At 65.1% G+C, this 23,284-nt stretch carries 22 protein-coding genes; 15 read left to right on the top strand and 7 right to left on the bottom strand.

Annotation, left to right across the window (positions count from 1 at the left end):
• Positions 1-55: 55 nt before the first annotated feature.
• The 11 genes from OKW26_RS35250 (at position 56) to OKW26_RS35200 (ending at position 10,855) form a co-directional block, all read left to right on the top strand.
• Positions 56-1,363 (top strand): dienelactone hydrolase family protein, encoded by a 1,308-nt coding sequence (locus OKW26_RS35250; protein ID WP_429356509.1) that lies wholly within the window; start codon positions 56-58, stop codon positions 1,361-1,363.
• 352 nt (positions 1,364-1,715) lie between these two features.
• Positions 1,716-3,077: an adenosylmethionine--8-amino-7-oxononanoate transaminase gene (bioA, locus tag OKW26_RS35245; RefSeq protein ID WP_429356508.1), complete on the top strand. Its 1,362-nt coding sequence runs from the start codon at positions 1,716-1,718 to the stop codon at positions 3,075-3,077.
• The gene (gene bioF, locus OKW26_RS35240) at positions 3,077-4,261 is read left to right on the top strand and encodes an 8-amino-7-oxononanoate synthase (RefSeq protein WP_429356507.1); all 1,185 of its coding nucleotides are present in this window, start codon (positions 3,077-3,079) and stop codon (positions 4,259-4,261) included. Before bioA ends, bioF begins: the two co-directional genes overlap by 1 nt.
• Positions 4,258-4,998, top strand: a complete 741-nt coding sequence (gene bioD, locus OKW26_RS35235) for a dethiobiotin synthase (protein ID WP_429356506.1) — start codon at positions 4,258-4,260, stop codon at positions 4,996-4,998. Before bioF ends, bioD begins: the two co-directional genes overlap by 4 nt.
• A 52-nt stretch (positions 4,999-5,050) precedes the next feature.
• Entirely contained in the window at positions 5,051-6,151 is a 1,101-nt protein-coding gene (bioB, locus tag OKW26_RS35230; protein ID WP_429356505.1) for a biotin synthase BioB, read from the top strand.
• Between the two features lie 528 nt (positions 6,152-6,679).
• The gene (locus tag OKW26_RS35225; protein WP_429356504.1) at positions 6,680-7,621 is read left to right on the top strand and encodes a 2-hydroxyacid dehydrogenase; all 942 of its coding nucleotides are present in this window, start codon (positions 6,680-6,682) and stop codon (positions 7,619-7,621) included.
• Positions 7,622-7,737: 116 nt separating this feature from the next.
• Positions 7,738-8,664 (top strand): hydroxymethylglutaryl-CoA lyase, encoded by a 927-nt coding sequence (locus tag OKW26_RS35220; RefSeq protein ID WP_429356503.1) that lies wholly within the window; start codon positions 7,738-7,740, stop codon positions 8,662-8,664.
• 34 nt (positions 8,665-8,698) lie between these two features.
• A complete protein-coding gene (locus OKW26_RS35215; RefSeq protein ID WP_429356502.1) occupies positions 8,699-9,220 on the top strand; it encodes a YbaK/EbsC family protein in 522 nt (173 codons plus the stop codon).
• Positions 9,221-9,225: 5 nt separating this feature from the next.
• Positions 9,226-9,471, top strand: coding sequence for a DUF1289 domain-containing protein (locus OKW26_RS35210; protein WP_090802758.1), 246 nt, complete (start codon positions 9,226-9,228; stop codon positions 9,469-9,471).
• Entirely contained in the window at positions 9,468-9,941 is a 474-nt protein-coding gene (locus OKW26_RS35205; protein ID WP_429356501.1) for a MaoC family dehydratase, read from the top strand. Before OKW26_RS35210 ends, OKW26_RS35205 begins: the two co-directional genes overlap by 4 nt.
• Complete coding sequence (locus OKW26_RS35200) at positions 9,938-10,855, top strand: MBL fold metallo-hydrolase (RefSeq protein WP_429356500.1); 918 nt, start codon at positions 9,938-9,940, stop codon at positions 10,853-10,855. Before OKW26_RS35205 ends, OKW26_RS35200 begins: the two co-directional genes overlap by 4 nt.
• A gap of 299 nt (positions 10,856-11,154) precedes the next feature.
• On the opposite strand, the gene OKW26_RS35195 is transcribed toward OKW26_RS35200, so the two are convergent.
• On the bottom strand, positions 11,155-12,093 hold the full coding sequence (locus OKW26_RS35195; protein ID WP_187618022.1) for a DMT family transporter: 939 nt from the start codon (positions 12,091-12,093) through the stop codon (positions 11,155-11,157).
• 112 nt (positions 12,094-12,205) lie between these two features.
• Here OKW26_RS35195 and OKW26_RS35190 point away from each other — a divergent pair, with 112 nt between their 5' ends.
• On the top strand, positions 12,206-12,676 hold the full coding sequence (locus OKW26_RS35190; protein ID WP_184062678.1) for an Lrp/AsnC family transcriptional regulator: 471 nt from the start codon (positions 12,206-12,208) through the stop codon (positions 12,674-12,676).
• Positions 12,677-12,725: 49 nt separating this feature from the next.
• On the opposite strand, the gene OKW26_RS35185 is transcribed toward OKW26_RS35190, so the two are convergent.
• A complete protein-coding gene (locus OKW26_RS35185; RefSeq protein ID WP_429294382.1) occupies positions 12,726-13,616 on the bottom strand; it encodes an alpha/beta fold hydrolase in 891 nt (296 codons plus the stop codon).
• A 314-nt stretch (positions 13,617-13,930) separates the two neighbouring features.
• Here OKW26_RS35185 and OKW26_RS35180 point away from each other — a divergent pair, with 314 nt between their 5' ends.
• Positions 13,931-14,890 (top strand): NAD(P)H-dependent flavin oxidoreductase, encoded by a 960-nt coding sequence (locus OKW26_RS35180; protein WP_429356499.1) that lies wholly within the window; start codon positions 13,931-13,933, stop codon positions 14,888-14,890.
• A gap of 43 nt (positions 14,891-14,933) precedes the next feature.
• On the opposite strand, the gene OKW26_RS35175 is transcribed toward OKW26_RS35180, so the two are convergent.
• The 4 genes from OKW26_RS35175 to OKW26_RS35160 all read right to left on the bottom strand — a co-directional run bounded on the left by OKW26_RS35175 (position 14,934) and on the right by OKW26_RS35160 (position 20,603).
• A complete protein-coding gene (locus tag OKW26_RS35175; protein ID WP_429356498.1) occupies positions 14,934-15,302 on the bottom strand; it encodes a methylmalonyl-CoA mutase family protein in 369 nt (122 codons plus the stop codon).
• Complete coding sequence (locus tag OKW26_RS35170; RefSeq protein WP_429356497.1) at positions 15,235-18,315, bottom strand: methylmalonyl-CoA mutase family protein; 3,081 nt, start codon at positions 18,313-18,315, stop codon at positions 15,235-15,237. Before OKW26_RS35170 ends, OKW26_RS35175 begins: the two co-directional genes overlap by 68 nt.
• Positions 18,316-18,433: 118 nt before the next feature.
• Complete coding sequence (locus tag OKW26_RS35165) at positions 18,434-19,366, bottom strand: LysR family transcriptional regulator (RefSeq protein WP_184051262.1); 933 nt, start codon at positions 19,364-19,366, stop codon at positions 18,434-18,436.
• Between the two features lie 151 nt (positions 19,367-19,517).
• On the bottom strand, positions 19,518-20,603 hold the full coding sequence (locus tag OKW26_RS35160) for a porin (RefSeq protein ID WP_429356496.1): 1,086 nt from the start codon (positions 20,601-20,603) through the stop codon (positions 19,518-19,520).
• 124 nt (positions 20,604-20,727) lie between these two features.
• On the opposite strand from OKW26_RS35160, the gene OKW26_RS35155 reads away from it, so the two are divergent.
• The gene (locus tag OKW26_RS35155) at positions 20,728-20,940 is read left to right on the top strand and encodes a hypothetical protein (protein WP_429356495.1); all 213 of its coding nucleotides are present in this window, start codon (positions 20,728-20,730) and stop codon (positions 20,938-20,940) included.
• A gap of 167 nt (positions 20,941-21,107) precedes the next feature.
• Here the strand turns inward: OKW26_RS35155 and OKW26_RS35150 are convergent, their stop codons facing one another.
• Positions 21,108-21,644, bottom strand: a complete 537-nt coding sequence (locus OKW26_RS35150; RefSeq protein WP_429356494.1) for a hypothetical protein — start codon at positions 21,642-21,644, stop codon at positions 21,108-21,110.
• Between the two features lie 554 nt (positions 21,645-22,198).
• Here OKW26_RS35150 and OKW26_RS35145 point away from each other — a divergent pair.
• Complete coding sequence (locus OKW26_RS35145; protein WP_429356493.1) at positions 22,199-23,224, top strand: bile acid:sodium symporter family protein; 1,026 nt, start codon at positions 22,199-22,201, stop codon at positions 23,222-23,224.
• Positions 23,225-23,284: the final 60 nt, after the last annotated feature.

Raw genomic sequence — 23,284 nt, 5'->3', positions numbered from 1 at the left:
TTTGCGCAACCGGACAGCACGGAGTTCAGGACACGTCTTTAAAGCAGGTGCGTCAATGGTGTTGAGCAAGGTTCTGACGAAGTGTGCGGCGATCTGCGCCGCGGCCACGTGTGCTGTCACGATCGCGCATGCCGATCCGCTCGCCTACTCGTCCCTTTCCGCACACGACGCGACGCCGTCGAGCGACATCCAGGGACCGCTGTCGCGCGCCCGCGTGCCGCGCCTCGCGCTGGACGACGACGTCTACCTGCCCACCGCTCACCTGAACGAAAGGATCATCCGCGTACCGGTCGACGCCGCCGGCACGGTCACGCTTGAAACCACGATCTACAAGCCGGACGGCCCCGGCCCGTTCCCGATGATCGTCTTCAACCACGGCAAGATTCCGGGCGACCCGCGCACGCAGGAACGCAGCGACCCGCTGCCGTTCGCGCGCGAATTCGTGCGCCGCGGCTACGTGGTCGTCGCGCCGAACCGCCAGGGCTTCGGTCACTCGGACGGCGTGTACGAGCAGGACGGCTGCGACGTCGAGCGCAACGGCCTTGGCCAGGCCGGCGACGTCGCAGCGACGATCGATTACATGTCGAAGCAACCTTATGTCGACGCGACGCACATCGCGGTGGCCGGCACCTCGCATGGCGGTCTTGCGACGATCGCATACGGCACGGAAGCTGCGCCCGGCGTGCGCGCGCTGATCAATTTCTCGGGCGGCCTGCGCCAGGACGCCTGCGAAGACTGGCAAGGCAATCTGACGCGCGCATTCGGCGCGTACGGCGAGAAGACTGCGGTGCCGTCGCTGTGGCTCTATGGCGATAACGATTCGGTGTGGAACGCGCCGCTCGTCGCGGGCATGTACGCCGCGTACGGCGCACACGGCGCCAGCGCGAAGATGGTCGACTTCGGCCACTACAAGAACGACGCGCATCGGCTGGTCGGCGACCGCGACGGCGTGCACGTATGGTGGCCGGCCGTCGAAGCGTTCCTCGCGCGCGCCGGTATGCCGACTGCCGTGCAGTATCACGTCGCCGATCCGGCCGCGCCGAAGGCAACCGGATTCGCCGCGCTCGACGCGGTCGACTCGGTGCCGTACCTCGACAACGAGGGCCGCAATGGCTATCGCAACTTCCTGCATCAGTATCCGAGCCGCGCGTTCGCGGTGTCGGATTCGGGCGCGTGGTCGTGGGCCGAGGGCGGCGACGATCCGATGTCGGTGGCGGTGACGAATTGCCAGAAGCAGAGCTCCGATCCGTGCCGGTTGTATGCGGTCGATAACGCGGTCGTGTGGGGCAATCAGAACTCGCAGACGGCGGATGCAAGCGATGCCGATGCCAATGGGCGCAAAGCGATTGCGAGCCGGGAGTGAAGTACGAATAGAGGCGTGAATAGAGGCGTGAATCGCGCCTGATTCTGATGTGCCGCAAGCCCGCCGTATCGGCGGGCTTTTTCTTTTGCGCTCCGTTCCCCCGCAAAAAACACCTCGTCACCCCAAATTCCGGCCAGTAACAGCCCATTACTTTGACGTCGCTATCTCCGTCGATTGGCGAGCTTCCCTCACGAAATCGAACGAGCTGCATCGAACGATGCTAAACCTCGACGCCACCGCGAAATACGAGCATTTCGCGGTTGATGCGCGCGACCAAATAAACCGCTAATCTCGACCCCGCGCACTCGCCGAGGCTTGCGTGCGTGGCAAAAAAGCACCCTGGAGTACCTCTTTGGAAAAGTCAGCAGTCCCCCCGGTCGCCCCTGAAGATTGGGTCGCCCGCAGCCTGCGCGCGGTGTGGCATCCGTGCACGCAGATGAAGCACCACGAACGTCTGCCGCTGATCCCCGTGGCGCGCGGTCAAGGCGCGTGGCTGTACGATCGCGCCGGTCATCGCTATCTCGACGCGATCAGTTCGTGGTGGGTCAATCTGTTCGGTCATGCGAACCCGCGCATCAACGCGGCGCTGAAAGATCAGCTCGATACGCTCGAACACGCGATGCTCGCCGGCTGCACGCACGAGCCCGCCGTCGAACTCGCGGAACGTCTGCACGCGTTGACCGGCAACACGCTCGGCCACGCGTTCTTCGCGTCGGATGGCGCGTCGGCGGTCGAGATCGCGCTGAAGATGAGCTTTCACAGCTGGCGCAACCGGGGCTACGCCGACAAGCAGGAATTCGTCTGTATTGCCAACAGCTATCACGGCGAGACGATCGGCGCGCTCGGCGTGACCGACGTCGCGCTGTTCAAGGACGCGTACGATCCGCTGATTCGTCACGCCCACGTCGTCGCCTCGCCCGATGCGCGGCTCGCGCAAGCGGGCGAAACCGCCGCCGACGTCGCGCGCCGCGCGCTCGACCATGTGCGCGCGCTGTTCGAGGCGCGCGCGAACCGCATCGCCGCACTGATCGTCGAGCCGCTCGTGCAATGCGCGGCCGGCATGGCGATGCACGACGCGTCGTACGTCGCCGGATTGCGCGCGTTGTGCGACCGGTACGGCGTGCATCTGATCGCCGACGAAATCGCAGTCGGCTGCGGCCGCACCGGCACGTTCTTCGCGTGCGAACAGGCGGGCGTGTGGCCGGACTTCCTGTGTCTGTCCAAAGGCATCAGCGGCGGCTATCTGCCGCTGTCGATCGTGCTGTCGCGCGACGAGATCTTCGCGGCCTTCTATCACGACGATACCGCGCGCGGCTTCCTGCACTCGCACTCGTACACCGGCAATCCGCTCGCGTGCCGCGCCGCGCTCGCGACGCTCGATCTGTTCACGAGCGACGACGTGCTCGCCGCCAACGCACGCAAATCGGCGACCCTCGCGGCCGCGCTCGCGCCGCTCGTCGAGCACGCGCAGGTGCGCAATCTGCGTCAGCGCGGCACGATCTTCGCGTTCGACGCAATGATCGACGATCCTCGGCAAGCCAAAACGTTCTCGCGCCGCTTCTTCGAAAACGCGCTGCAACGCGAGCTGTTGTTGCGCCCGATCGGCACCACCGTGTACCTGATGCCGCCGTACGTCCTCGACGACGAAGAACTCGCGCTGCTCGCCACGCGCACGCGCGACACCTTCGACGCCACGCTCGCGGAGACCCGCTGATGCATCTGCTCGACACACTCGCCGAAGGCCTGAAGGAAATCGACGCGCGCGGCCTGCGCCGACGCCGACGCACCGCCGACACACCATGCGCCGCGCACATGACGGTCGACGGCCGTGAAATCATCGGCTTCGCGAGCAACGACTATCTGGGCCTTGCCGCGCATCCGCAATTGATCGACGCGATCGCCGAAGGCGCGCGCCTGTATGGCGCGGGCAGCGGCGGCTCGCATCTGCTCGGCGGTCATTCGCGTGCGCATGCGCAACTCGAAGACGATCTCGCCGAATTTGCCGGCGGCTTTCTCGACGACGCCCGCGCGTTGTATTTCAGCACCGGCTATATGGCGAATCTCGCGACGCTGACCGCGCTCGCGGGCCGCGGCACGACGCTGTTCTCCGATGCGCTCAATCACGCTTCGCTGATCGACGGCGCGCGGCTGTCGCGCGCGGATGTGCAGATCTATCCGCACTGCGACGTGGATGCATTGAGCGCGATGCTCGAAGCGTCGGAGGCGGACGTCAAGGTGATCGTGTCCGACACGGTGTTCAGCATGGACGGCGACATCACGCCGCTGCCGCGTTTGCTCGAACTCGCCGAGCGGCACGGCGCATGGCTGATCGTCGACGATGCGCACGGCTTCGGCGTGCTCGGTCCGCAAGGCCGTGGCGCGATTGCGCAAGCCGCGCTGCGCTCGCCGCATCTGATCTCGATCGGCACGCTCGGCAAGGCGGCGGGTGTCTCCGGCGCGTTCGTCGTCGCGCATGCGACCGTGATCGAATGGCTCGTGCAGCGCGCGCGTCCGTATATCTTCACGACCGCGTCGGTGCCGGCGGCCGCGCATGCGGTGTCGGCGAGTTTGCGCATCATCGGCGGCGTGGAAGGCGATGCGCGCCGCGCGCATCTCCAGCAACTGATCGAACGCACGCGCGCGATGCTGAAGGCGACGCCGTGGCTGCCCGTCGATTCACATACGGCCGTGCAACCGCTGATCATCGGCGCGAACGATGCGACGCTCGACATCGCCGCGTCGCTCGATCGCGCGGGGCTGTGGGTGCCCGCGATCCGTCCGCCGACCGTGCCGACCGGCACGTCGCGCCTGCGCATCTCGCTGTCGGCCGCGCACTCCCATGCGGATCTCGACCGGCTCGAGGCCGGCCTGCAACAAGTCGGAGCGCGCGCGGCATGAGCAACATGATTAACGATGACGGCGCGCTGTCGCTGTTCGTCACCGGCACCGATACGGAAATCGGCAAGACCTTTGTGTCGTCGGCGCTATTGCGCGGCTTCGTGCGCGAAGGCCTGCAGGCAGCCGCGATGAAGCCGATCGCGGCGGGCGCGCTCGAAGTGAACGGCGTACTGCACAACGAGGACGCGGATCAGCTCGATGCCGCGTCGAGCGTGCTGCTGCCGCCCGCCATGCGCACGCCGTATCTGCTGAGGGAACCGGCCGCGCCGCACATCGCGGCGGCGCTGGAAAACGTCTCGTTCGATCTCGAGCACATCGTCGCGTGCCACAGCCAAGCGTTGAAGCTCGCCGAGGTGGTCGTTGTCGAAGGTGTCGGCGGCTTTCGTGTGCCGTTGACCGCGACGCAGGACACCGCCGATCTCGCCGTCGCGCTGAAGCTGCCGGTGGTGCTGGTGGTCGGCATGCGGCTCGGCTGCATCAGCCACGCGCTGCTGACTGCCGAAGCGATCGCCGCGCGCGGTCTAACGCTCGCGGGCTGGGTCGCGAATCGCATCGACCCGGACATGACCTTTCCCGACGAAAACATCGCGTCGATTCGCGTGCATTTCGCGCAAGCGTACGACGCGCCGTTGCTCGGCGTCGTGCCGCATATCAGCCCGCCGTCGCCGGAGCTTGCAGCGCAACAGCTCGACATTCGACGGCTTCTGCAAACGCTGCGCCACTTGCGCGCGGCATAGCGCTGCCCCGCAGCGCCGAACCCAAATTCATCCGTTTACGAGGATCGATCACATGACACAACTGAACATCGCAGCAGGCACCGCCGACACGAGCGCCACCAACGGCAATCCGACTGCCGCCGCCACTGAAGCGAAGCCGCTCGCGCGTTGGCGCGTCGCCGATATCGTCGCGTTGTACGAACTGCCGTTCAACGACCTGCTGTTTCGCGCGCAGCAAACGCATCGCGAGCATTTCGACGCCAATGCGGTGCAACTGTCGACGCTGCTGTCGATCAAGACCGGCGGCTGCGAAGAGGATTGCGCATACTGTCCGCAATCGGTGCATCACGACACGGGTCTCGCCGCCGACAAGCTGATGCCGGTCGACGAAGTGTTAGCCGCCGCGCAGGTCGCAAAGCAGAACGGCGCGACGCGCTTCTGCATGGGCGCCGCGTGGCGCAATCCGAAGGACCGCCACCTGGAGCCGATCAAGGACATGATCCGCGGCGTGAAGGCAATGGGCCTCGAAACCTGCGTGACGCTCGGCATGCTCGAAACGCACCAGGCACAGGCGCTGCGTGATGCGGGCCTCGACTACTACAACCACAATCTCGATACGTCGCCGGAGTTCTACGGCCAGATCATTTCGACGCGCACGTACCAGGATCGCCTCGACACGCTCGAACGCGTGCGCGACGCGGGCATCAACGTGTGCTGCGGCGGCATCGTCGGTATGGGCGAATCGCGCCGCGAACGCGCGGGGCTGATCGCGCAGCTCGCGAACATGGAGCCGTATCCGGAATCGGTGCCGATCAACAATCTGGTGCAGGTGCAAGGCACGCCGCTGAGCGGGACCGAAGCGATCGATCCGTTCGAATTCGTGCGCACGATCGCGATTGCGCGCATCACGATGCCGCGCGCGATGGTACGTCTATCGGCCGGACGCGAGCAGATGGATGAGGCGTTGCAGGCAATGTGCTTCCTCGCAGGCGCGAATTCGATTTTCTACGGCGATCAGTTGCTGACCACGAGCAACCCGCAGGCGGAAGCGGATCGCAAGCTGCTCGCGCGCCTGGGGATTCGCGCTGAGGCTGCGCAGCAGATGCCGGTCGAGGAGAGCGAGTGCGAGCATGGGTGTGCGCATGGGAATGGGGATCACGGCGTGGCGAATTGAGTCGCGGAACCGCTGAGCCGCATGCGCTGCGTGCACGAACTAATGGTCTGCGTCGCCGCATAGTGGCGAAATTCACCCCGAAAGTTGGACGTTGATCCAATCTTCGGGGTGTTTTTCATGGCGAAGCTTTGATCAGCAATTCAAGAAACCTAATCAATATACAAATTGCGTCAAATTAGGAATTGTCGCAATCGATCGGGTGCATGAAAGCATGTGCGTGCCTCGCTGCGCAAGGAATCCAGGCAATCATTGTCCCGCTCGGTCGCGCATCGATGAACCAGGTTTTTGTGCTTTCGTTATCGGGCAAACGAAGAAATGCGCGGGTACGCGCGAACTCGACACCCACCACGGCACGCATCTCGAAGCGCACGTGCGTGCGCAAACGCGCGCGATTTGCGTCGAAAAAGTAGAATGAAGCCTATTCATTCCGGGAGGAGACCCGATCCCGCACGCGTCGTCCGATTGCCGTCGCGCGCTCCGGGTCCGTCCCGCTCACGCCCACATCGACGCCGACGCATTCCGCACCGCATGAAAATACTCTTCTACGCACCGCACACCGAAGCCGCCGCGTGGCTGCACGACTTTGCGCGCGCTCTGCCCGCCGCCGAGCTGCGCGAATGGAAGCCCGGCGACATCGGCCCAGCCGATTTCGCGGTGGTCTGGCGTCCGCCGCGCGAGATGCTGGCCGGACGCAATACGCTGCGCGCGATCTTCAATCTCGGCGCTGGCGTCGATGCGATTCTCGCGCTCGAACGGGCGCATCCGGGCACGTTGCCGCCCGAGGTGCCGTTGATTCGCCTCGAAGATACCGGCATGGGCGCGCAGATGGCCGAGTACGTGACGCATGCGGTGCTGCGCTATCTGCGCCGCTTCGACGAATATCAGGTGCTGCAAGGCGAGCGCCGCTGGAAAGTGCTCGAGCCGCATCCGCGCGCAACGTTCACGGTGGCTGTGCTCGGGCTCGGCGTGCTCGGCACGCAGGTCGCGCAAACGCTCGCTTCGTTCGGCCTGCCGGTGCGCGGCTTTACTCGCGGCGAGAAGCAGATCGATGGCATCGCGACGTTCGCCGGCGACGCGCAATTCGATAGCTTCCTCGACGGCGCGAAGGTGCTCGTCAATCTGCTGCCGCATACACCCGACACGGAAAGCGTGCTGAACGCGCGAGTCTTCGCGAAGCTCGCGCGCGGCGCATATCTGATCAACGTCGCGCGCGGCGCGCATCTCGTCGAAGCGGATCTGCTCGCTGCGCTCGCGAGCGGCCAGCTCGCCGCCGCGACGCTCGACGTGTTCCGCGAGGAACCGCTGCCCGCCGATCATCCTTTCTGGCGCGAGCCGCGCATCACGATCACGCCGCACACGTCGGCGCTGACGTTGCGCGAGGACAGCGTCGCGCAGGTCGCGGACAAGATCGGCGCGATGATGCGCGGCGAGCAGGTGAGCGGCGCAGTGCAACTGGAACGCGGCTACTGAGTGAAACCCGCGCCCGCACGCGTCGCAGGCGTGCAGGCTGAATTGAATTGCAGCAACGCGGCAGCACCCATCCTGGATGGGACAGCGATCAAACCGCATCGGATCGGAGACACATCATGGCCTTACCGAAGCAAGTGAAAATCGTCGAAGTGGGTCCGCGCGACGGGCTGCAGAACGAGAAGGAATTCGTGCCGACCGCGACCAAGATCGAGCTGATCAACCGGCTGTCGGCGGCGGGCTTGCGCAACGTCGAAGCGGCGTCGTTCGTGTCGCCGAAATGGGTGCCGCAGATGGCCGACGGCGCAGACCTGATGGCCGGCATCGAACGCCGCGACGGCACGATTTACTCGGTGCTGACGCCGAACCTGCGCGGTTTCGAAGGCGCGCTCGCCGCGCACGCCGACGAGATCGTCATCTTCGGCGCGGCGAGCGAGGCGTTCTCGCAGAAGAACATCAACTGCAGCATCGCGCAGAGCATCGAGCGATTCGCGCCAGTCGCCGCGGCGGCGAAACAACATAAGCTGCGGATTCGCGGCAGCGTGTCATGCGCGCTCGGCTGTCCGTACCAGGGCGAAGTGCCGGTCGCGTCGGTCGTCGACGTCGTCAAGCGCTTCGCGGCGCTCGGCTGCGACGAGATCGATATCGCCGACACGATCGGCGTCGGCACGCCGAAGCGCACCCGCGAAGTGTTCGAGGCCGTGACCGAAGCGTTTCCGCGCGAGCATCTGTCGGGACACTTTCACGACACGTATGGCCAGGCGCTCGCGAACATCTACGCGGCGCTGCTCGAAGGCGTCGAGATTTTTCATGCATCGGTCGCGGGGCTCGGCGGCTGTCCGTATGCGAAGGGCGCGACCGGCAACGTCGCGACCGAAGACGTGCTGTATCTGATGAACGGCCTCGGCATCGAGACCGGTATCGACCTCGCGCAAGTGGTCGAAATCGGCGACTTCATTTCGAACGCGATCGGCCGGTCCAACGTGTCGCGCGCCGGTAAAGCGCTGCTCGCGAAGGCGCGCAGCGAAGCAAACACCTGCGTATAACCGCAGCATCCATTTTCATTCAGGGTCCCAAACAATGAACGACCTCGCGTCCTTCGACTCCGACGATCTCGCCGCGCTGCCCGACTCGGCACGCCGCGTCGCGCTGCTGCTGCGCGGACGCGGTCACGCGGGGCGAATCGTGATGCTGCCGGAAACCGGCAAGACTTCCGCCGAAGCGGCCGACGGACTCGGCTGCTCGGTCGCGCAGATCGCGAAGTCGATCCTGTTCCGGCGCCGCGAAGACGACGCGCCGGTGCTCGTGATCGCGAGCGGCGCGAATCGTGTCGACGAAAAGAAAGTGGCCGCGCACATCGGCGAGATCGGCCGCGCGGACGCGAAGTTCGTGCGCGAAAAAACCGGCTATGCGATCGGTGGCGTGTGCCCGGTCGGTCACGCGACCGAGCCGGTCACGTTGATCGATGCGGATCTGCTCGAGCTGGAGAGCCTGTGGGCGGCCGCCGGTCATCCGCACGCGGTGTTCAATCTGACGGCGCAGGAGCTGATCTCGCTCACAGGCGCGCCCGTCGTCGATGTCGCGTTGCGCGAGCCGGCCTGAACACGATGGCGAGCGGCAACGATTACGACGACAGGGACGACGGCGGTTGCGTGCCGTCGCCGTGCATCAGCGTGTGCAGGATGGATGCATCGACCGGCTGGTGCGAAGGATGCCTGCGCACGATCGACGAAATCGCCGGCTGGTCGACGCTCGACAACGACGCGAAGCGCGCGGTGTGGGACGCGATCGAAGTGCGCCACGCGACGTTAATGGCGCTGCGCACGACATCGACGACGAAGGAGAAGCAATGAACGCCGCGCCGCGCATCGTGACGCCCGGTGAGACGTTCAGTTCGACGCTCGAGTTGTCGGTGGATTCGATCAAATCGTTCGCGACGCTCGTCGTCGATCTGAACCCGTTGCATCACGATGAAGCGTATGCCGCGCAAAGCCGCTTTGGAGGCTTGATCGCGTCGGGCACGCAACCCACCGCGTATTTCATGGCGCTGCTCGCCACGCATTTCTCTACTTACGCGCAACCGCTCGGCCTCGAATTCGATATCAAGCTGAAGAAGGCAGTGCAGGCGCACGACACGCTGACGATCACGTGGCGTGTGCGCGACGCTCACTGGAAGCCGAGCCTGAACGGCGATCTGACCTATCTCGAAGGTTCGGTGGTCAATCAGCGCGGCGAGCTGATGTTGACGGGTACCTCGACGATCCTCGTGATGCCGAAGCCCCCCGCGGTCGCAAACGCGCACGCGAGCACGGCCACGCCATGATCGCGCTGCCCGCATCGATCCGGGTTTTCGAGCGCGGCTGGCTGTCGTCGAACAACGTGCTGCTCGTCGACGACACATGCGCCGCGCTGGTCGATACCGGCTATGCGACGCACGCATCGCAAACGGTCCCGCTGGTACGCAATGCGTTGCGCACGCGGCCGCTCGATCTGATCGTCAACACGCACCTGCATTCGGATCATTGCGGCGGCAACGCACTGTTGCAGGCAACGTGGCCGTGCCGCACGCTGATTCCGTCATCCGAAGCCGATGCCGTGCGCGGCTGGGACGAAACGCGCCTCAGCTTTCGCGCGACTGGTCAAACCTGCGAGCGCTTCGGCTTCAGCGGCACGCTGGCACCCGGCGCACGTTTGCGGCTGGGCGCACTCGACTGGCAGGTGCTCGGCGCGCCGGGCCACGATCCGCATTCGCTGATGCTCTATTGCGCGGACGAACGCTTGCTGATCAGCGCGGATGCGCTGTGGGAAAACGGCTTCGGTGTGATCTTTCCAGAACTCGAAGGCGAAAGCGGCTTCGCCGAGCAGCAAGCCGTGCTCGACCTGATCGCAACGCTCGACGTGCGCGTCGTCATCCCAGGCCACGGCGCGCCGTTCACGCAGGTCGAAGCGGCGCTCGAACGCGCGATGTCGCGCGTCGCCTGGTTGCGCGCCGATCCCGCGCGCAACGCAAGGAACGCGCTGAAGGTGCTGATCGTATTCAAGCTGCTCGAAGTCCGCGAGATGAGCGTGGACACGCTTTTGCGCATGCTCGACGACGCGGCCGTGATGCGCGCCGCCGCCTCGATGCTGAAGCCGCGCGGCGAATGGCCCGCGTTGCTGAAGGGAATGATCGGGGAGCTCGCGGCGAACGATGGGCCGCTCGAAGTGGACGGCACGCGCATTCTCGCGCGGCATTGAACTGTGATGTGACCGGTTCGACCGGCGCGGTGGAAAAGCGCACCGGAACGCAAAACCGTGCTGCCAAAAAGAAAACCGCTCGACGAAGCGAGCGGCGGAACATCTGTTGGACGTGATCAGCGTCGCTGTCGATGATACGCGTGTGGGTTTTTGCATCGCATCGGTGATTTCCCTACAGAAATTTGACGCCACGTTTTACGAATGCATACATGATCTGTCATCAAACGGCGTTAGGCGCTTGAACGCTTGCGCGTTATTCCGGGATCCGTAGCACTATCCGATTGAATGTCGAATCGGCATCACGTGGACGATAAGCGCTTTCTCTGCGGCACGATCCGCCACCCGAGATTGACGCCCGCCGCCGCCAGCAGAATCAGCGCGGCGCCGAGCACCTGAATCCATGCGAGCGTCTGTCCGAACGCGAGCCGGTCGACGATGATCGCGACCACCGGATAGATGAACGACAACGCGCCCGTCATCGACGTCGGCAGCTTCTGGATCGCGCCATACAGCAGCACGTACATGAGACCGGTATGGACGACGCCGAGCACGATCAGTTCGAGCCACTGCGCGCCGTTTGCCGGCAACGCGTCGAAGCGTACGAACGGCGCGAGCAACAGCACGCCGAGCGATACCTGGATCAGCGCGAGCAGATGCGGCGGCGTGCCCTTCAGCCGCTTCGTGATGATCGACGACACCGCGTACATCGCCGCCGCACCGACCGCATAGGCGACGCCGACCAGATACTGCCCCGGCACCGCGAGCACGGCCGGCTCGACCTTCACGACGAACACGAGCCCGACGAACGCGACCACGAGCCACGCGATCGTCGATGCGCTGATGCGCTCGCGAAACACCAGCGCGCCGAGCCCGACCAACATGAACGGCTGCGTGTTGTAGACGGCCGTCGCCATTGAGATCGACGCGCGTGAATACGCGGCGAACAGCAATACCCAGTTCACTACGATCGCCGCGCCGCCGAGCAACGCGAGGCCGAGCATCTTCCACGAAAACAGCTCGCGGCGGAACAGGCCGAGTACGGCGCACACGAGCGCGAGCGTCGCGCCGCCGAAAATGCAGCGGAAAAACACCACGTTGAAGGGGCTTTGCTGCGAAGACACGACGAGCCAGCCGATCGTGCCCGACATCAGCATCGCGACGCTCATCTCCGCCGCGCCACGGCGGATGTCGCTGGGCGAACTGCTCGAGGTCGTGACGGAAGCCTTGTTCGAAGCCATGATTCGATCCCGGATTGTGACTGCATAACTGGCAGTCTAATTAATCCCCCCGCGCGAATACATGGCTAAACTTAAGCGTTACCGCATTTGCACCTCATAAACGAAGGCCATCATGAGCAAACGCCTTGCATCGATCGCGCCGGTCGCACTCGACGACACCGACCGCGCACTGCTCGCCGCGCTCGCGCAGGACGCGCGCCAGCCGGTCAGCGAACTCGCGCGCGTCGTCGGCTTATCGGCGCCCAGCACGGCCGAACGCGTGCGGCGGCTCGAAGCGCAGGGCGTGATCGAGCGCTTCACCGTGCAGATCGATCCGCGCGCGCTCGGCTTCACGCTGCAGGCGGTAGTGCGCGTGAAGCCGCTGCCCGGGCAGTTGCATCTGGTGGAGGAAGTGATCCGGCGCATTCCGGAGTTCGTCGAATGCGACAAGGTGACCGGCGACGACTGTTTCATCTGCCGCCTGTACCTGCATTCGATCGAACAGCTCGACGAGATCCTGTCGAAAGTGACCGAGCGCGCGGAGACCAGCACGGCGATCGTCAAGTCGACGCCGGTCGCGCGACGGCTGCCGCCGCTCGGCTAACGAAGGTCCATCGCTGGTCAAACGAAGGTCGCGCGAAGCAGCCCGGCGCTTATTGTTCGAGCGTCTCGAAAAACGACAGCATCTCGGCGACCAGTTCGTCCGGCGCTTCCTCGGGCAGATAGTGCCCGCACGATAGCGCGCGGCCGCTCACGTCGCGCGCGACATGCCGCCATTCGTCGAGCGCATCGAAGCATTTTTCGATCACACCCTTGTCGCCCCACAGCACCCGCAGCGGACAGCCGATCTTGTTGCCGCGCTCGATATCGGCGCGATCATGTTCGAGGTCGATGCTCGCCGACGCGCGATAGTCCTCGCACATCGCGTGCACCGCACCCGGTTGCGCGAGCGCCGCCCGATACGCGTCGAGCGCGGCGGGATCGAACGGTGCGAGACCCGCGTGACGTCCGCCCATCACCGCGTCGACATAGGCGGCCGGATTTGCGCCGATCAACGTTTCGGGCAGCGGCTCGGGCTGGATCAGGAAGAACCAGTGGAAGTAGTGCGTTGCGAACGCGCGGTCGGTGGCTTCGTACATCGCGAGTGTCGGCGCGATATCGAGCAGCATCAAACGCTCGACCGCGTCGGCGTGATCGAGCGCCATCCGGTGCGCGACGCGCGCGCCGCGATCGTGCGCACAGACGAGGAAGCGCTCGAAGCCGAAGTGGCGCATCACCGCGACCTGGTCGGCGGCCATCACGCGTTTCGAATACGGTGCGTGCGCGGCATCGCTCGGCGGTTTGCCCGACGCGCCATAGCCGCGCAGATCGGTTGCGATCACCGTGAAGTGCTGCGCGAGCGGCGCGGCGCAGCGTTCCCAGATCAGATGCGATTGCGGATGGCCGTGCAGCAGAAGCAGAGGCGGCCCGGCGCCGCCCTTCACTCCGAAAATGTCGACATCGCCCACGGCGACGCGAAAAGACGTGAAATTTTCGAAGGCCATGACGTCTCGTTGATCGTTTGAGGTCCGTGCATTGTAGAAGGCCAACAGGTCCGTGCGAGGTGGGATATCCCACGCAGACATGGAACCTGAATACTCCTTCGAACCGTTCCAAACGGGCCTACCGCGCGCGGGTCGCCCGCATCGCCTATAATCGAACGACCGTTCTTAAATGTTTGGCGCGACTTCGACATGCCGGTTTCGTTCGATTGTCACACGCATTCGCCGGTCAACACGCCGCAAGCCGTGTCGCTAAACTCATTCATCTATTCGCCGGCGCACGTCGCACCGGTTGGCCCAACCTGGAGACTCGCACCATGGCATTGCCCGCCGTTCTGCAAAACCTCGCGCTACCCGTCGTCGCTTCGCCGATGTTCATCGTCAGCTATCCCGAACTGGTACTGGCGCAGTGCAAGGCCGGTATCGTCGGCTCGTTCCCTGCCCTCAACGCGCGCCCGGCCGAACTGCTCGACGAATGGCTGACGCAGATCCAGGCGCAACTCGCCGGGCACAAAGCCGCGAACCCGGATGCGGTGATCGGCCCGATCGCGGTCAATCAGATCGTTCACCAGTCGAATGCGCGGCTCGAGCACGACGTGCGCGTCTGCGTCGAGCACAAGGTGCCGATCTTCATCACCAGCCTGCGCGCGCCGGCACGCGAGATCGTCGATGCGGTGCATAGCTACGGCGGCATCGTGCTGCACGACGTGATCAATCTGCGTCATGCGCAGAAAGCGCTGGAAGCCGGCGTCGACGGGCTGATTCTGGTCGCATCGGGCGCGGGCGGCCACGCGGGCACCACCTCGCCGTTCGCGCTGGTCGGCGAGGTGCGGCGCATTTTCGACGGCCCGATCGTGCTGTCGGGCTCGATCGCCAACGGCGGCTCGATTCTCGCCGCGCAGGCGATGGGCGCGGACCTCGCGTACATGGGCACACGCTTCATCGCCACCAAAGAAGCGCACGCGGTCGACAGCTACAAGCAGGCGATCATCAATGCGAAGGCGTCGGACATCATCTACACGAATCTGTTCACCGGCGTGCACGGCAACTACATCCGCGAGAGCATTACGAACGCGGGCCTCGATCCCGACGCGCTGCCCGAATCGGACAAGACCAGGATGAACTTCGGCGGCGACAAGACGAAGGCGTGGAAGGACATCTGGGGCGCGGGCCAGGGCGTCGGCCTGATGGACGACGTGCCGGACGTCGCCGAGCTCGTGCGGCGTCTGAAGAAGGAATACAACGACGCGAAGGCGCGGCTCGGCATCGCGCGCTGAGGTGAAGAACGGAGCGGGCCGGGCCGGGCCGCCCGCTCGCGGCCTACATATTGCGCCGATACTGCCCGCCCACCTCGAACAGCGCGTGGGTGATTTGCCCGAGCGAACACACGCGCACCACGTCCATTAGCACCGCGAACACGTTGCCGTCGTCGATCACCGCGCGCTTCAGGCGTTCGAGCGCCTCGGGCGCGGCGTCGCGGTGGCGCGCCTGGAAGTCGCGCAACCGCCGCAGCTGACTCTGCTTCTCCGCGTCGGTGGAACGCGCGAGCACCAGCGGCCGCGGCGCTTCATGCGGATGCGCGCTCAGGAACGTATTGACGCCGACGATCGGATACGAACCGTCATGCTTGCGATGCTCGTACAGCATCGACTCGTCCTGAATCCGTCCGCGCTGATAGCCGGTTTCCATCGCGCCGAGCACGCCGCCGCGCTCTGTCAGCCGCTCGAATTCGGCGAGCACAGCCTCCCTCGACCAGATCGGTCAATTCATCGATCACGAAACTGCCCTGATTCGGATTCTGGTTCTTCGCGAGCCCCCATTCGCGATTGATGATCAGCTGGATCGCAACTGCGCGGCGCACCGATTCCTCGGTCGGCGTCGTGATCGCTTCGTCGAACGCATTGGTGTGCAGCGAGTTGCAGTTGTCGTAGATCGCGATCAGCGCCTGCAGCGTCGTGCGGATGTCGTTGAAATCGATCTCCTGCGCGTGCAGGCTGCGGCCCGACGTCTGCACGTGATACTTGAGCTTCTGACTACGCTCGCTCGCGCCATAGCGCTCGCGCATCGCGACCGCCCAGATGCGTCGCGCGACGCGGCCGAGCACCGTGTACTCCGGGTCCATGCCGTTCGAGAAGAAGAACGACAGATTCGGCGCGAAGTCGTCGATCGACATGCCGCGTGCGAGATACGCCTCGACGTAGGTGAAGCCGTTCGCGAGCGTGTACGCGAGCTGCGAGATGGGGTTCGCGCCGGCCTCGGCGATGTGATAGCCGGAAATCGACACCGAATAGAAATTGCGCACGCCGTGTTCGACGAAATACGCCTGAATGTCACCCATCACCTTCAGGCTGAATTCGGTCGAGAAGATGCAGGTGTTCTGCCCCTGGTCTTCTTTCAGGATGTCGGCCTGCACGGTGCCGCGCACGTTTTCGAGCGCGGCGCGGCGCGTTGCGGCGAGTTCGGCTTCGGTCAACAGGCGGCCTTGCTGTTGCTCGCTCAGCGCGATCCGCTGGTCGATCGCGACGTTGAAGAACATCGCGAGGATCGTCGGCGCGGGGCCGTTGATCGTCATCGAGACCGACGTATCCGGCGAGCACAGATCGAAGCCGTCATACAGCGTCTTCATGTCGTCGAGCGTGGCGACCGACACACCCGAATTGCCGACCTTGCCGTAGATGTCCGGGCGCTCGTGCGGCTCCTCACCGTACAGCGTCACCGAGTCGAACGCGGTGGATAGCCGTTTGGCCGGCATGCCTTCCGACAGCAGCCTGAAGCGACGATTCGTGCGCTGCGGATCGCCCTCGCCCGCGAACATGCGCGTCGGGTCCTCGTTCTCGCGACGAAACGGAAACACGCCAGCGGTGAATGGGAAATAGCCGGGCAGATTGTCGAGCATCAGCCAGCGCAGGATCTCGCCGTGATCGACGAATTTCGGCAGCGACACTTTGCGGATTTCGGAGCCGGACAGCGTCGTGACCGTCAGCGCGGTGCGGATTTCGCGCTCGCGGATGCGCACCACATGTTCGTCGCCCGCATAGGCGGCCACCGTTTGCGGCCACGCGTCGAGCAGCTTGCGTTCGCGCTCGCCGAGCGCGGCGCCGCGTTGGTCGATCAGCGCATCGAGCGACGCTGCGTCGCTGCCCGCCTCGCCGAGCATGCGGCGCGTCTCGACCAGTTGCCAGCGTTCCCGCGCGATTTGCGCCTGCGCGTCGGCCCGCGTTCGATAGCCGCGTACCGTCTGCGCGATGTCGGCCAGATAGCGCACGCGCGCGGGCGGCACGATTGCATGCAGGTTGCTCGAAAAGCGCAGGCCTTCGGTCGCGCCGAGCCGTGCGCCGCCCTCGCGCAGGCCGTGCGTGCGCAGCGCATTAGCGATGCGCCGGTACAGCGCGCTCACGCCGTCGTCGTTGAAGCGCGACGCGATCGTGCCGAACACCGGCATCGCGTCGGGCGATGTCGCGAAGTCCCCGCGGTTGCGCTGCACCTGCTTCGCGACGTCGCGCAGCGCATCCTGCGCACCCTTGCGATCGAACTTGTTGATCGCGACGAAGCTCGCGAAGTCGAGCATGTCGATCTTCTCGAGCTGGCTCGCGGCGCCGAACTCCGGCGTCATCACGTACAGCGATTCGTCGACGAACGGCACGATCGCCGCATCGCCCTGACCGATCCCCGACGTCTCGACGACGATCAGATCGAAGCCCGCCACCTTGCACAGCATCAGCGCGGCGGGTAGCGAATCGGAGAGTTCGGTCGATGCCTCGCGCGTCGCCATCGAGCGCATATAAATGCGGGCGCCGTCGCCCCAATCGCCGATCGCATTCATGCGGATGCGGTCGCCGAGCAGCGCGCCGCCGGATTTTCGGCGTGACGGATCGATCGCGAGCACGGCGATGTTCAGCGTGTCGCCGTGGTCGAGCCGGAAGCGGCGGATCAGCTCGTCGGTCAGCGACGACTTGCCCGCGCCGCCGGTGCCGGTGATGCCGAGCACCGGGATGCGTGGCGCTTGCGCGAGCGTCGCTAGCTGGTCGCACGCGGCGGCGTCGACGCTGTTCGTTTCGAACGCGCTGATCAGTTGCGCGAGGCGGCGGAAGATCGGCGCGGCGGGATCGGCGGGGTGCGAGCCAGCAGCAGTGCCAGCGTGCGGAGCATGGGCCTCACCGCAACGCGGCAACGGCCGCGCGGCCAGCTCGGCGAGCCATTCGCGCACCGGCGTCGGCCGCGCCGCGTCGGCCGCGCGCGCCCCTTCGACGCAGCGCGCGATCATGTCGTCGATCATGCCTTGCAGACCGAGCCGCTGACCGTCGTGCGGCGAGTAGATTTTTTCGACGCCGTCGCGTTCGAGCGCGGCAATTTCCTCGGGGACGATCACGCCCCCGCCGCCGCCGAACACCTTGATGCGCTCGCCGCCGCTTGCACGCAGCAAATCCACCAGGTAGCGGAAGTATTCGTTGTGGCCGCCCTGATAGCTCGACACGGCGACGCCGTCGGCGTCCTCGTTGAGCGCGGCGGTCGCGACTTCGGCGACTGAGCGGTTGTGGCCGAGGTGGATCACCTCGACGCCGCTTGCCTGCAGGATGCGCCGCATGATGTTGATCGACGCGTCGTGGCCGTCGAACAGTGCGGCGGCGGTGACGAAGCGCAGGCGCCGGCCCGCGGGCAGTTCGTGGCTGCCGGCACGCTGCGGCGTGGACAGATCGGTCATGTCTCCCCCAGATCATTTAACTGATGGGTGCTCACAATCAGTATATAGAAACGGGGTAACACGGCGCCGGGGCGCGGGGCGGGCGATTGGCGACGTATGCTCGGTGCTTCGCGACACGCTACCGCACCGCCAACGCCTTGATTTGGTCGAGCGACGGCCACAGCGATTCGTTTGCGAACCGCGCCGCCAGAAAATCGACGAATGAGCGCACCTTGGCCGAGAGATGCCGCCGGCTCGTGTAGACGACGTGGATCGGCAGCTCCCGCGGCGGCACCTGGTCGACGAGCAGCGGCACGAGCCGCCCTTCGGCGAGATCGCTGCCGATCACCTCGGTGCCGAGCATCGCGATGCCCGCGCCATGCAGCACGACCACGCGCTGGGCCTCGAGCTGATTGACGATCAGGTTGCCCGACAGGCGCACACGCGAGCCCGCGTCGCCGGTCGCGACTTCGAGCGCCGATACGCCCGCGTACTGCAGATAGTTGTGGCGCGCGAGATCGGCGACGCTCTTCGGCGTGCCATGCTTGCGCAGATAGGCGGGCGATGCGCACAGCACCAGATGCGCGGTCGCGATCTGCCGCGCGATCAGCGACGACGACTTGAGCCCGCCCGGCGACGCGCGGATCGCGACGTCGAAGCCCTCGTCGATCAGTTCGACGACGCGGTCGGACAGTGTCATATCGACGGTGACCTGCGGATACTGCGCGGCGTAGTCCGCGACCGCGGCCATCACGTGATTCAGGCCGAACGCCGACAGCGACGACACCCGCAGCCGCCCGTGCGGCACGACGCTTGCCGCGCCGACCGCCTGGCCGGCTTCGTCGAGCTCGGTGAGCGCCTGACTCAGCCGCTCGTAGTACTCGCGGCCTGCCTCGGTCGGCGCGACGCGACGCGTGGTGCGGTTCAGGAGCCGCGCGCCGAGCTGCTGCTCCAGATGCATCACATGCTTGCTCGCCATCGCCGCCGACATCTCCATCTTCTCCGCCGCGCCGACGAAACTGCCGGCTTCGACCACGTGGCGAAACACTTTCATGCTGACGAGGGTGTCCATCTCAGTCGCTCGCTTCAGGAATCAATCGACGTCATTTTGCCGGGTTTATCAAAAGAACGGCAGCAAACGCTCGTATTCGGCGGCGCCCGAAATCGACAAAGCCCGCGTTCCGGGCGGAACGCGGGCTTTGCGGTGACACCGTGGGCCGAGATCAGAACTTCGCGCGCAACCCCGCGCCATATGTATTGCCGCTCGACTGACCGGTGATGTGGTCATACAGGTACGCGGCATAGACATCGGTGCGCTTGGACAGCGGATAGTCGTAGCCGACCGCCGCCGTCTGGCGCGTCTGGTTCGAACCGCCGCCGTTACGCGAATACGCATACGAAGCCATCACCGAGCCAGGCCCGAACGGCACCGTGACGCCGCCCTGACCCGTGTTGACGTGCCAGCTCGTGACCTGCTGGTCGTTGTACGTGTACATGTACTGGCCGTACAGCTTGACGAACTTCAGGTCGTACGACACACCCGCCTGCGCGACGCTCTGGCTGCGCAGACCCGGCACGCCCGACGTTTCGAAGCTGCCGAGGTCGCCCGGCACGTTGTTGAAGTTCACGTACTGGTACACCGCGGTCGCCGCGAACGGGCCGTGGAAGTACAGCACCTGGCCGCTCCACTTCTTCGCGCCGTTCTGGGTCGTGTTGCCGAGCGCGTACATCGCGGTCGCTGAAAGGCCGTTGAAGTTCGGCGACGTATACGACACCGCATTGTTCCAGCCCGAGTCGCCGGTCACGCCCTGGTCGGTCGTGTAGGTCGGGAAGGTGCCGAGGCCGAGGTACACGTGATAGACCATCGGCGAGAACCAGTACGAATCGACGAACGGGTTGAACAGGATCGTCGATACGAACAGCGGCGTCGTCAGGCGGCCGGCGGTCACCGTGCCGTACGGCGATTCGATGCCGACGTACGCGTTGCGCGAGAACGTCGTGTCGCCGGTGAAGCGGCCGTACTCGCCAGTTTGCGCGCGGAAGAAGCCTTCGATAGTGAAGATCGCCTTGTAGCCGTTGCCCAGATCCTCGGTCCCCTTGAAGCCCCAGTACGACGTCGACATGCCGCCGCCCGACACGACCACCGCGGTCTTGCCGCCCGGAAACTTCTGCGAGCCGACCCATTCGTCGACCTGGCCGTAGAGCTGCACGCTCGATTGCGCGAGCGCCGACGACGCGCTCGCCAGCGCGGCGACGCATGCGGTGGCCTTGAGAGTAGTCTTCAGCGCGCTGCTGAGGCTTGTGTTCATGGATTCTCCAATCTTTGTCAAAAGGGTGTGGCTGTGCGAAAGGGGGCGCTCGCGCGAAACGTTGTTGTTATCCGTTCGATCGTCGAGTCAATCTGGGCGGGTCCCATCTTTGCGGACCATTTTTATGAACAAAAATATCGCTGCTTATTGCGGGTATATCGGTCTGATTAGTTTGGTCGGTTATCGGCTTGATACGACGCTTCAGAGCGGACTGGCGCCGACTCCTGGACGCAATGCGGCATTCGGCGAACGGCGCGCCACAGCGTGCGTGAACGCCTTAAATGACGGGCCGATGGCGCGACGCGGCAGAATGCCAGGATTTGACGCTGACCGGTAATTCGATGCCGGGTGTTTTCAAAAAAGTGTGGCGTCGAAACGTCAGATTCGGGGCTACGGCGCAGAGGAAGGCGCGCGAAGCCGCGCGAGGGATCGCGGGAAGGATCCGGAAGACGGGTTTCGGGACTGCGGTTGGGGCGGTGCGGTGGTTTGCGAAATCGCGCTCGGCTAATTCCGGTACGGTGAACCGCCCGGCTGACGCGGATCGTCGGCTGGGCGTTGCATCGGGCGCGCTGCGCCACGCTCTTCGTTGTAGCGGGCGACGTCGGCGCGGATCGAGCCGTTGCGCATCGGCATGTTGGACGGGGGATGCGGCACCGGACGCGACTCCGCGCTGACCGGCGTGATCGCGCCCGCATAGCCGGACGGATCGCCGACACGGCGCATGCCGGACTCGTAGCTGCCGAAGCCATAACCGAAATTGGCGTCCGCGATATTCGGATTGCCGCGCTGCGCGCGTGCGTCACGAGAAGCCATCGCACTGCGCGAGCCGCGCGGAGCAGGTGCGCCGCCCGCACCGGCATGACGGCCGTCACCACGCATCTCCATGCGCGGCGCGCGCCCGGCAGTGTCGCGCGAATAAGCGCCGCCCGCGGCGGCACCGCCGCCATGCGGCCCACCCGGCTCCTTCGCATAGGCGAACGAGCACAGCACGGCGATGACCGCGCCCCACGCCCAGTGCCTCGTTCTCGACAACCCGTCCACCTGTGACTCTCACGCCCGAAGACTTGCCTGAAATCCACCGTTCGAGCTGCGATGGACCTGTTGCGGGAGGAGAAAAGCGCCGCGTTCCTGTCGCGGCGCAGGGCATCCCTGCGGCCTTTGAACGAGTAATTTATGGTCGGGGGCAGAGGGTGTCGAGCCAAAAAGTGTTAGGTCTCGTCGGTGGATGTAACACCCTGTTACTGCGGCGTTTTTTCGCGCCGGAGCCCTCGTGCGGACGCGCCTCGCGGCTTGCTGGCCGGCGTTTTCGCCTGGCCCGCGCGGGCGCCGTTTGTTGCAAATAAACGCCGCTTGCAACGTCAATGGTTAAACGGTTTGTCGCGAGAAAGCACCTCGCCAATACTGAGACCTGGCGCGTCGCATGAATGGGCTCGGCCTGATTGGGGAGTCAATGCGCAAACTTCATTAATCGATTCGGCAAATGAATTTGCGTTTTCAATCGGCTTTCGACAACAATAGCCGCTTTCCATTGGCATGGACCACGCCTGACAGACCCGTCCCATGCTTACACCGCGTCATTGAATCGAGATTGCGACATGGCCCGCCCGAAATTCCTGCCCGATAACTTCACCCTGTGCCTCGTCGGCACCGTGATCCTCGCCAGCTTCCTGCCCGTTCATGGGCAGGCCGCCGTGGGGTTCAACTGGGTGACGAACATCGCGGTCGGCCTGCTGTTCTTCCTGCACGGCGCCAAGTTGTCACGCGAGGCGATCATTGCGGGCGCGACGCACTGGCGCCTTCATCTCGTGGTGCTGCTGAGCACCTTCGCGCTGTTTCCGCTGCTCGGCCTCGCGCTTAAACCGGTCCTTTCGCCGCTGGTCACGCCGTCGCTCTACGCCGGCGTCCTCTTCCTCTGCACGCTGCCGTCGACGGTCCAGTCGTCGATCGCGTTCACGTCCATTGCCAAGGGCAACGTGCCGGCCGCGGTATGCAGCGCGTCCGCCTCGAGCCTGCTCGGCATCTTCGTCACTCCAGCACTCGTCAGCGTCATCGTGTCGAATCAGGCCGCGAGCGGCGGTGCGTCGCCGTGGCATACGATCGGCAACATCGTGCTGCAACTGCTCGTGCCGTTCGTTGCCGGCCAGCTGCTGCGCCCGCTGATCGGCAAGTGGATCGAGAAGAATCGCGGCGTGCTGAAGTTCGTCGACCAGGGCTCGATCCTGCTCGTCGTCTACGGCGCGTTCAGCGAGGCCGTCACCGAAGGCCTGTGGCACACCATTCCGCTGTCGGCGCTCGGCGGCCTCGTCGTGGTAAACGCCGTGCTGCTCGCGCTCGCGCTGGCCGCGACGATCTTCGCGAGCAAGCGGCTCGGCTTCAGCCGCGCGGACCAGATCACCATCATCTTCTGCGGCTCGAAGAAGAGCCTCGCCGCCGGCGTGCCGATGGCCAAGGTGATCTTCGCGTCGCATGCGGTCGGCGCCGTGGTGCTGCCGCTGATGCTGTTCCACCAGATCCAGCTGATGGTCTGCGCCGCGCTCGCGCAACGCTGGGGCGCCCGCGACCTCAGCGGCGAGAGCAATGCCGCGGCGCGGCGACCCGCCGCCGCCGTCGCGCGCCGTTGAAAACACACGCAATGCAAACAGGACATTCATAAGCGCCCTCCCTGAGCGTCGTTTTGATCG

Source organism: Paraburkholderia sp. 32 (assembly GCF_050435345.1).
GTDB classification, from domain to species: Bacteria; Pseudomonadota; Gammaproteobacteria; order Burkholderiales; family Burkholderiaceae; genus Paraburkholderia; species Paraburkholderia tuberum.
The sequence above is the reverse complement of the archived record's forward strand: the minus strand, read 5'-3'. Positions and strand labels throughout refer to the sequence as shown.

Excerpts from the sequence above, each read along its gene's own strand:
- OKW26_RS35205 (WP_429356501.1), top strand. The coding sequence starts at position 9,468 with ATGAACGCCGCGCCGCGCATCGTGACGCCCGGTGAGACGTTCAGTTCG.
- OKW26_RS35160 (WP_429356496.1), bottom strand. The coding sequence starts at position 20,603 with ATGAACACAAGCCTCAGCAGCGCGCTGAAGACTACTCTCAAGGCCACC.
- OKW26_RS35215 (WP_429356502.1), top strand. The coding sequence starts at position 8,699 with ATGAACGACCTCGCGTCCTTCGACTCCGACGATCTCGCCGCGCTGCCC.
- OKW26_RS35195 (WP_187618022.1), bottom strand. The coding sequence starts at position 12,093 with ATGGCTTCGAACAAGGCTTCCGTCACGACCTCGAGCAGTTCGCCCAGC.
- OKW26_RS35200 (WP_429356500.1), top strand. The coding sequence starts at position 9,938 with ATGATCGCGCTGCCCGCATCGATCCGGGTTTTCGAGCGCGGCTGGCTG.
- OKW26_RS35185 (WP_429294382.1), bottom strand. The coding sequence starts at position 13,616 with ATGGCCTTCGAAAATTTCACGTCTTTTCGCGTCGCCGTGGGCGATGTC.
- bioB (WP_429356505.1), top strand. The coding sequence starts at position 5,051 with ATGACACAACTGAACATCGCAGCAGGCACCGCCGACACGAGCGCCACC.
- OKW26_RS35170 (WP_429356497.1), bottom strand. The coding sequence starts at position 18,315 with ATGACCGATCTGTCCACGCCGCAGCGTGCCGGCAGCCACGAACTGCCC.
- OKW26_RS35155 (WP_429356495.1), top strand. The coding sequence starts at position 20,728 with ATGAACAAAAATATCGCTGCTTATTGCGGGTATATCGGTCTGATTAGT.
- OKW26_RS35190 (WP_184062678.1), top strand. The coding sequence starts at position 12,206 with ATGAGCAAACGCCTTGCATCGATCGCGCCGGTCGCACTCGACGACACC.
- OKW26_RS35225 (WP_429356504.1), top strand. The coding sequence starts at position 6,680 with ATGAAAATACTCTTCTACGCACCGCACACCGAAGCCGCCGCGTGGCTG.
- OKW26_RS35175 (WP_429356498.1), bottom strand. The coding sequence starts at position 15,302 with ATGGAAACCGGCTATCAGCGCGGACGGATTCAGGACGAGTCGATGCTG.
- OKW26_RS35210 (WP_090802758.1), top strand. The coding sequence starts at position 9,226 with ATGGCGAGCGGCAACGATTACGACGACAGGGACGACGGCGGTTGCGTG.
- OKW26_RS35165 (WP_184051262.1), bottom strand. The coding sequence starts at position 19,366 with ATGGACACCCTCGTCAGCATGAAAGTGTTTCGCCACGTGGTCGAAGCC.
- OKW26_RS35180 (WP_429356499.1), top strand. The coding sequence starts at position 13,931 with ATGGCATTGCCCGCCGTTCTGCAAAACCTCGCGCTACCCGTCGTCGCT.
- OKW26_RS35250 (WP_429356509.1), top strand. The coding sequence starts at position 56 with ATGGTGTTGAGCAAGGTTCTGACGAAGTGTGCGGCGATCTGCGCCGCG.
- OKW26_RS35220 (WP_429356503.1), top strand. The coding sequence starts at position 7,738 with ATGGCCTTACCGAAGCAAGTGAAAATCGTCGAAGTGGGTCCGCGCGAC.
- bioD (WP_429356506.1), top strand. The coding sequence starts at position 4,258 with ATGAGCAACATGATTAACGATGACGGCGCGCTGTCGCTGTTCGTCACC.
- OKW26_RS35145 (WP_429356493.1), top strand. The coding sequence starts at position 22,199 with ATGGCCCGCCCGAAATTCCTGCCCGATAACTTCACCCTGTGCCTCGTC.
- bioF (WP_429356507.1), top strand. The coding sequence starts at position 3,077 with ATGCATCTGCTCGACACACTCGCCGAAGGCCTGAAGGAAATCGACGCG.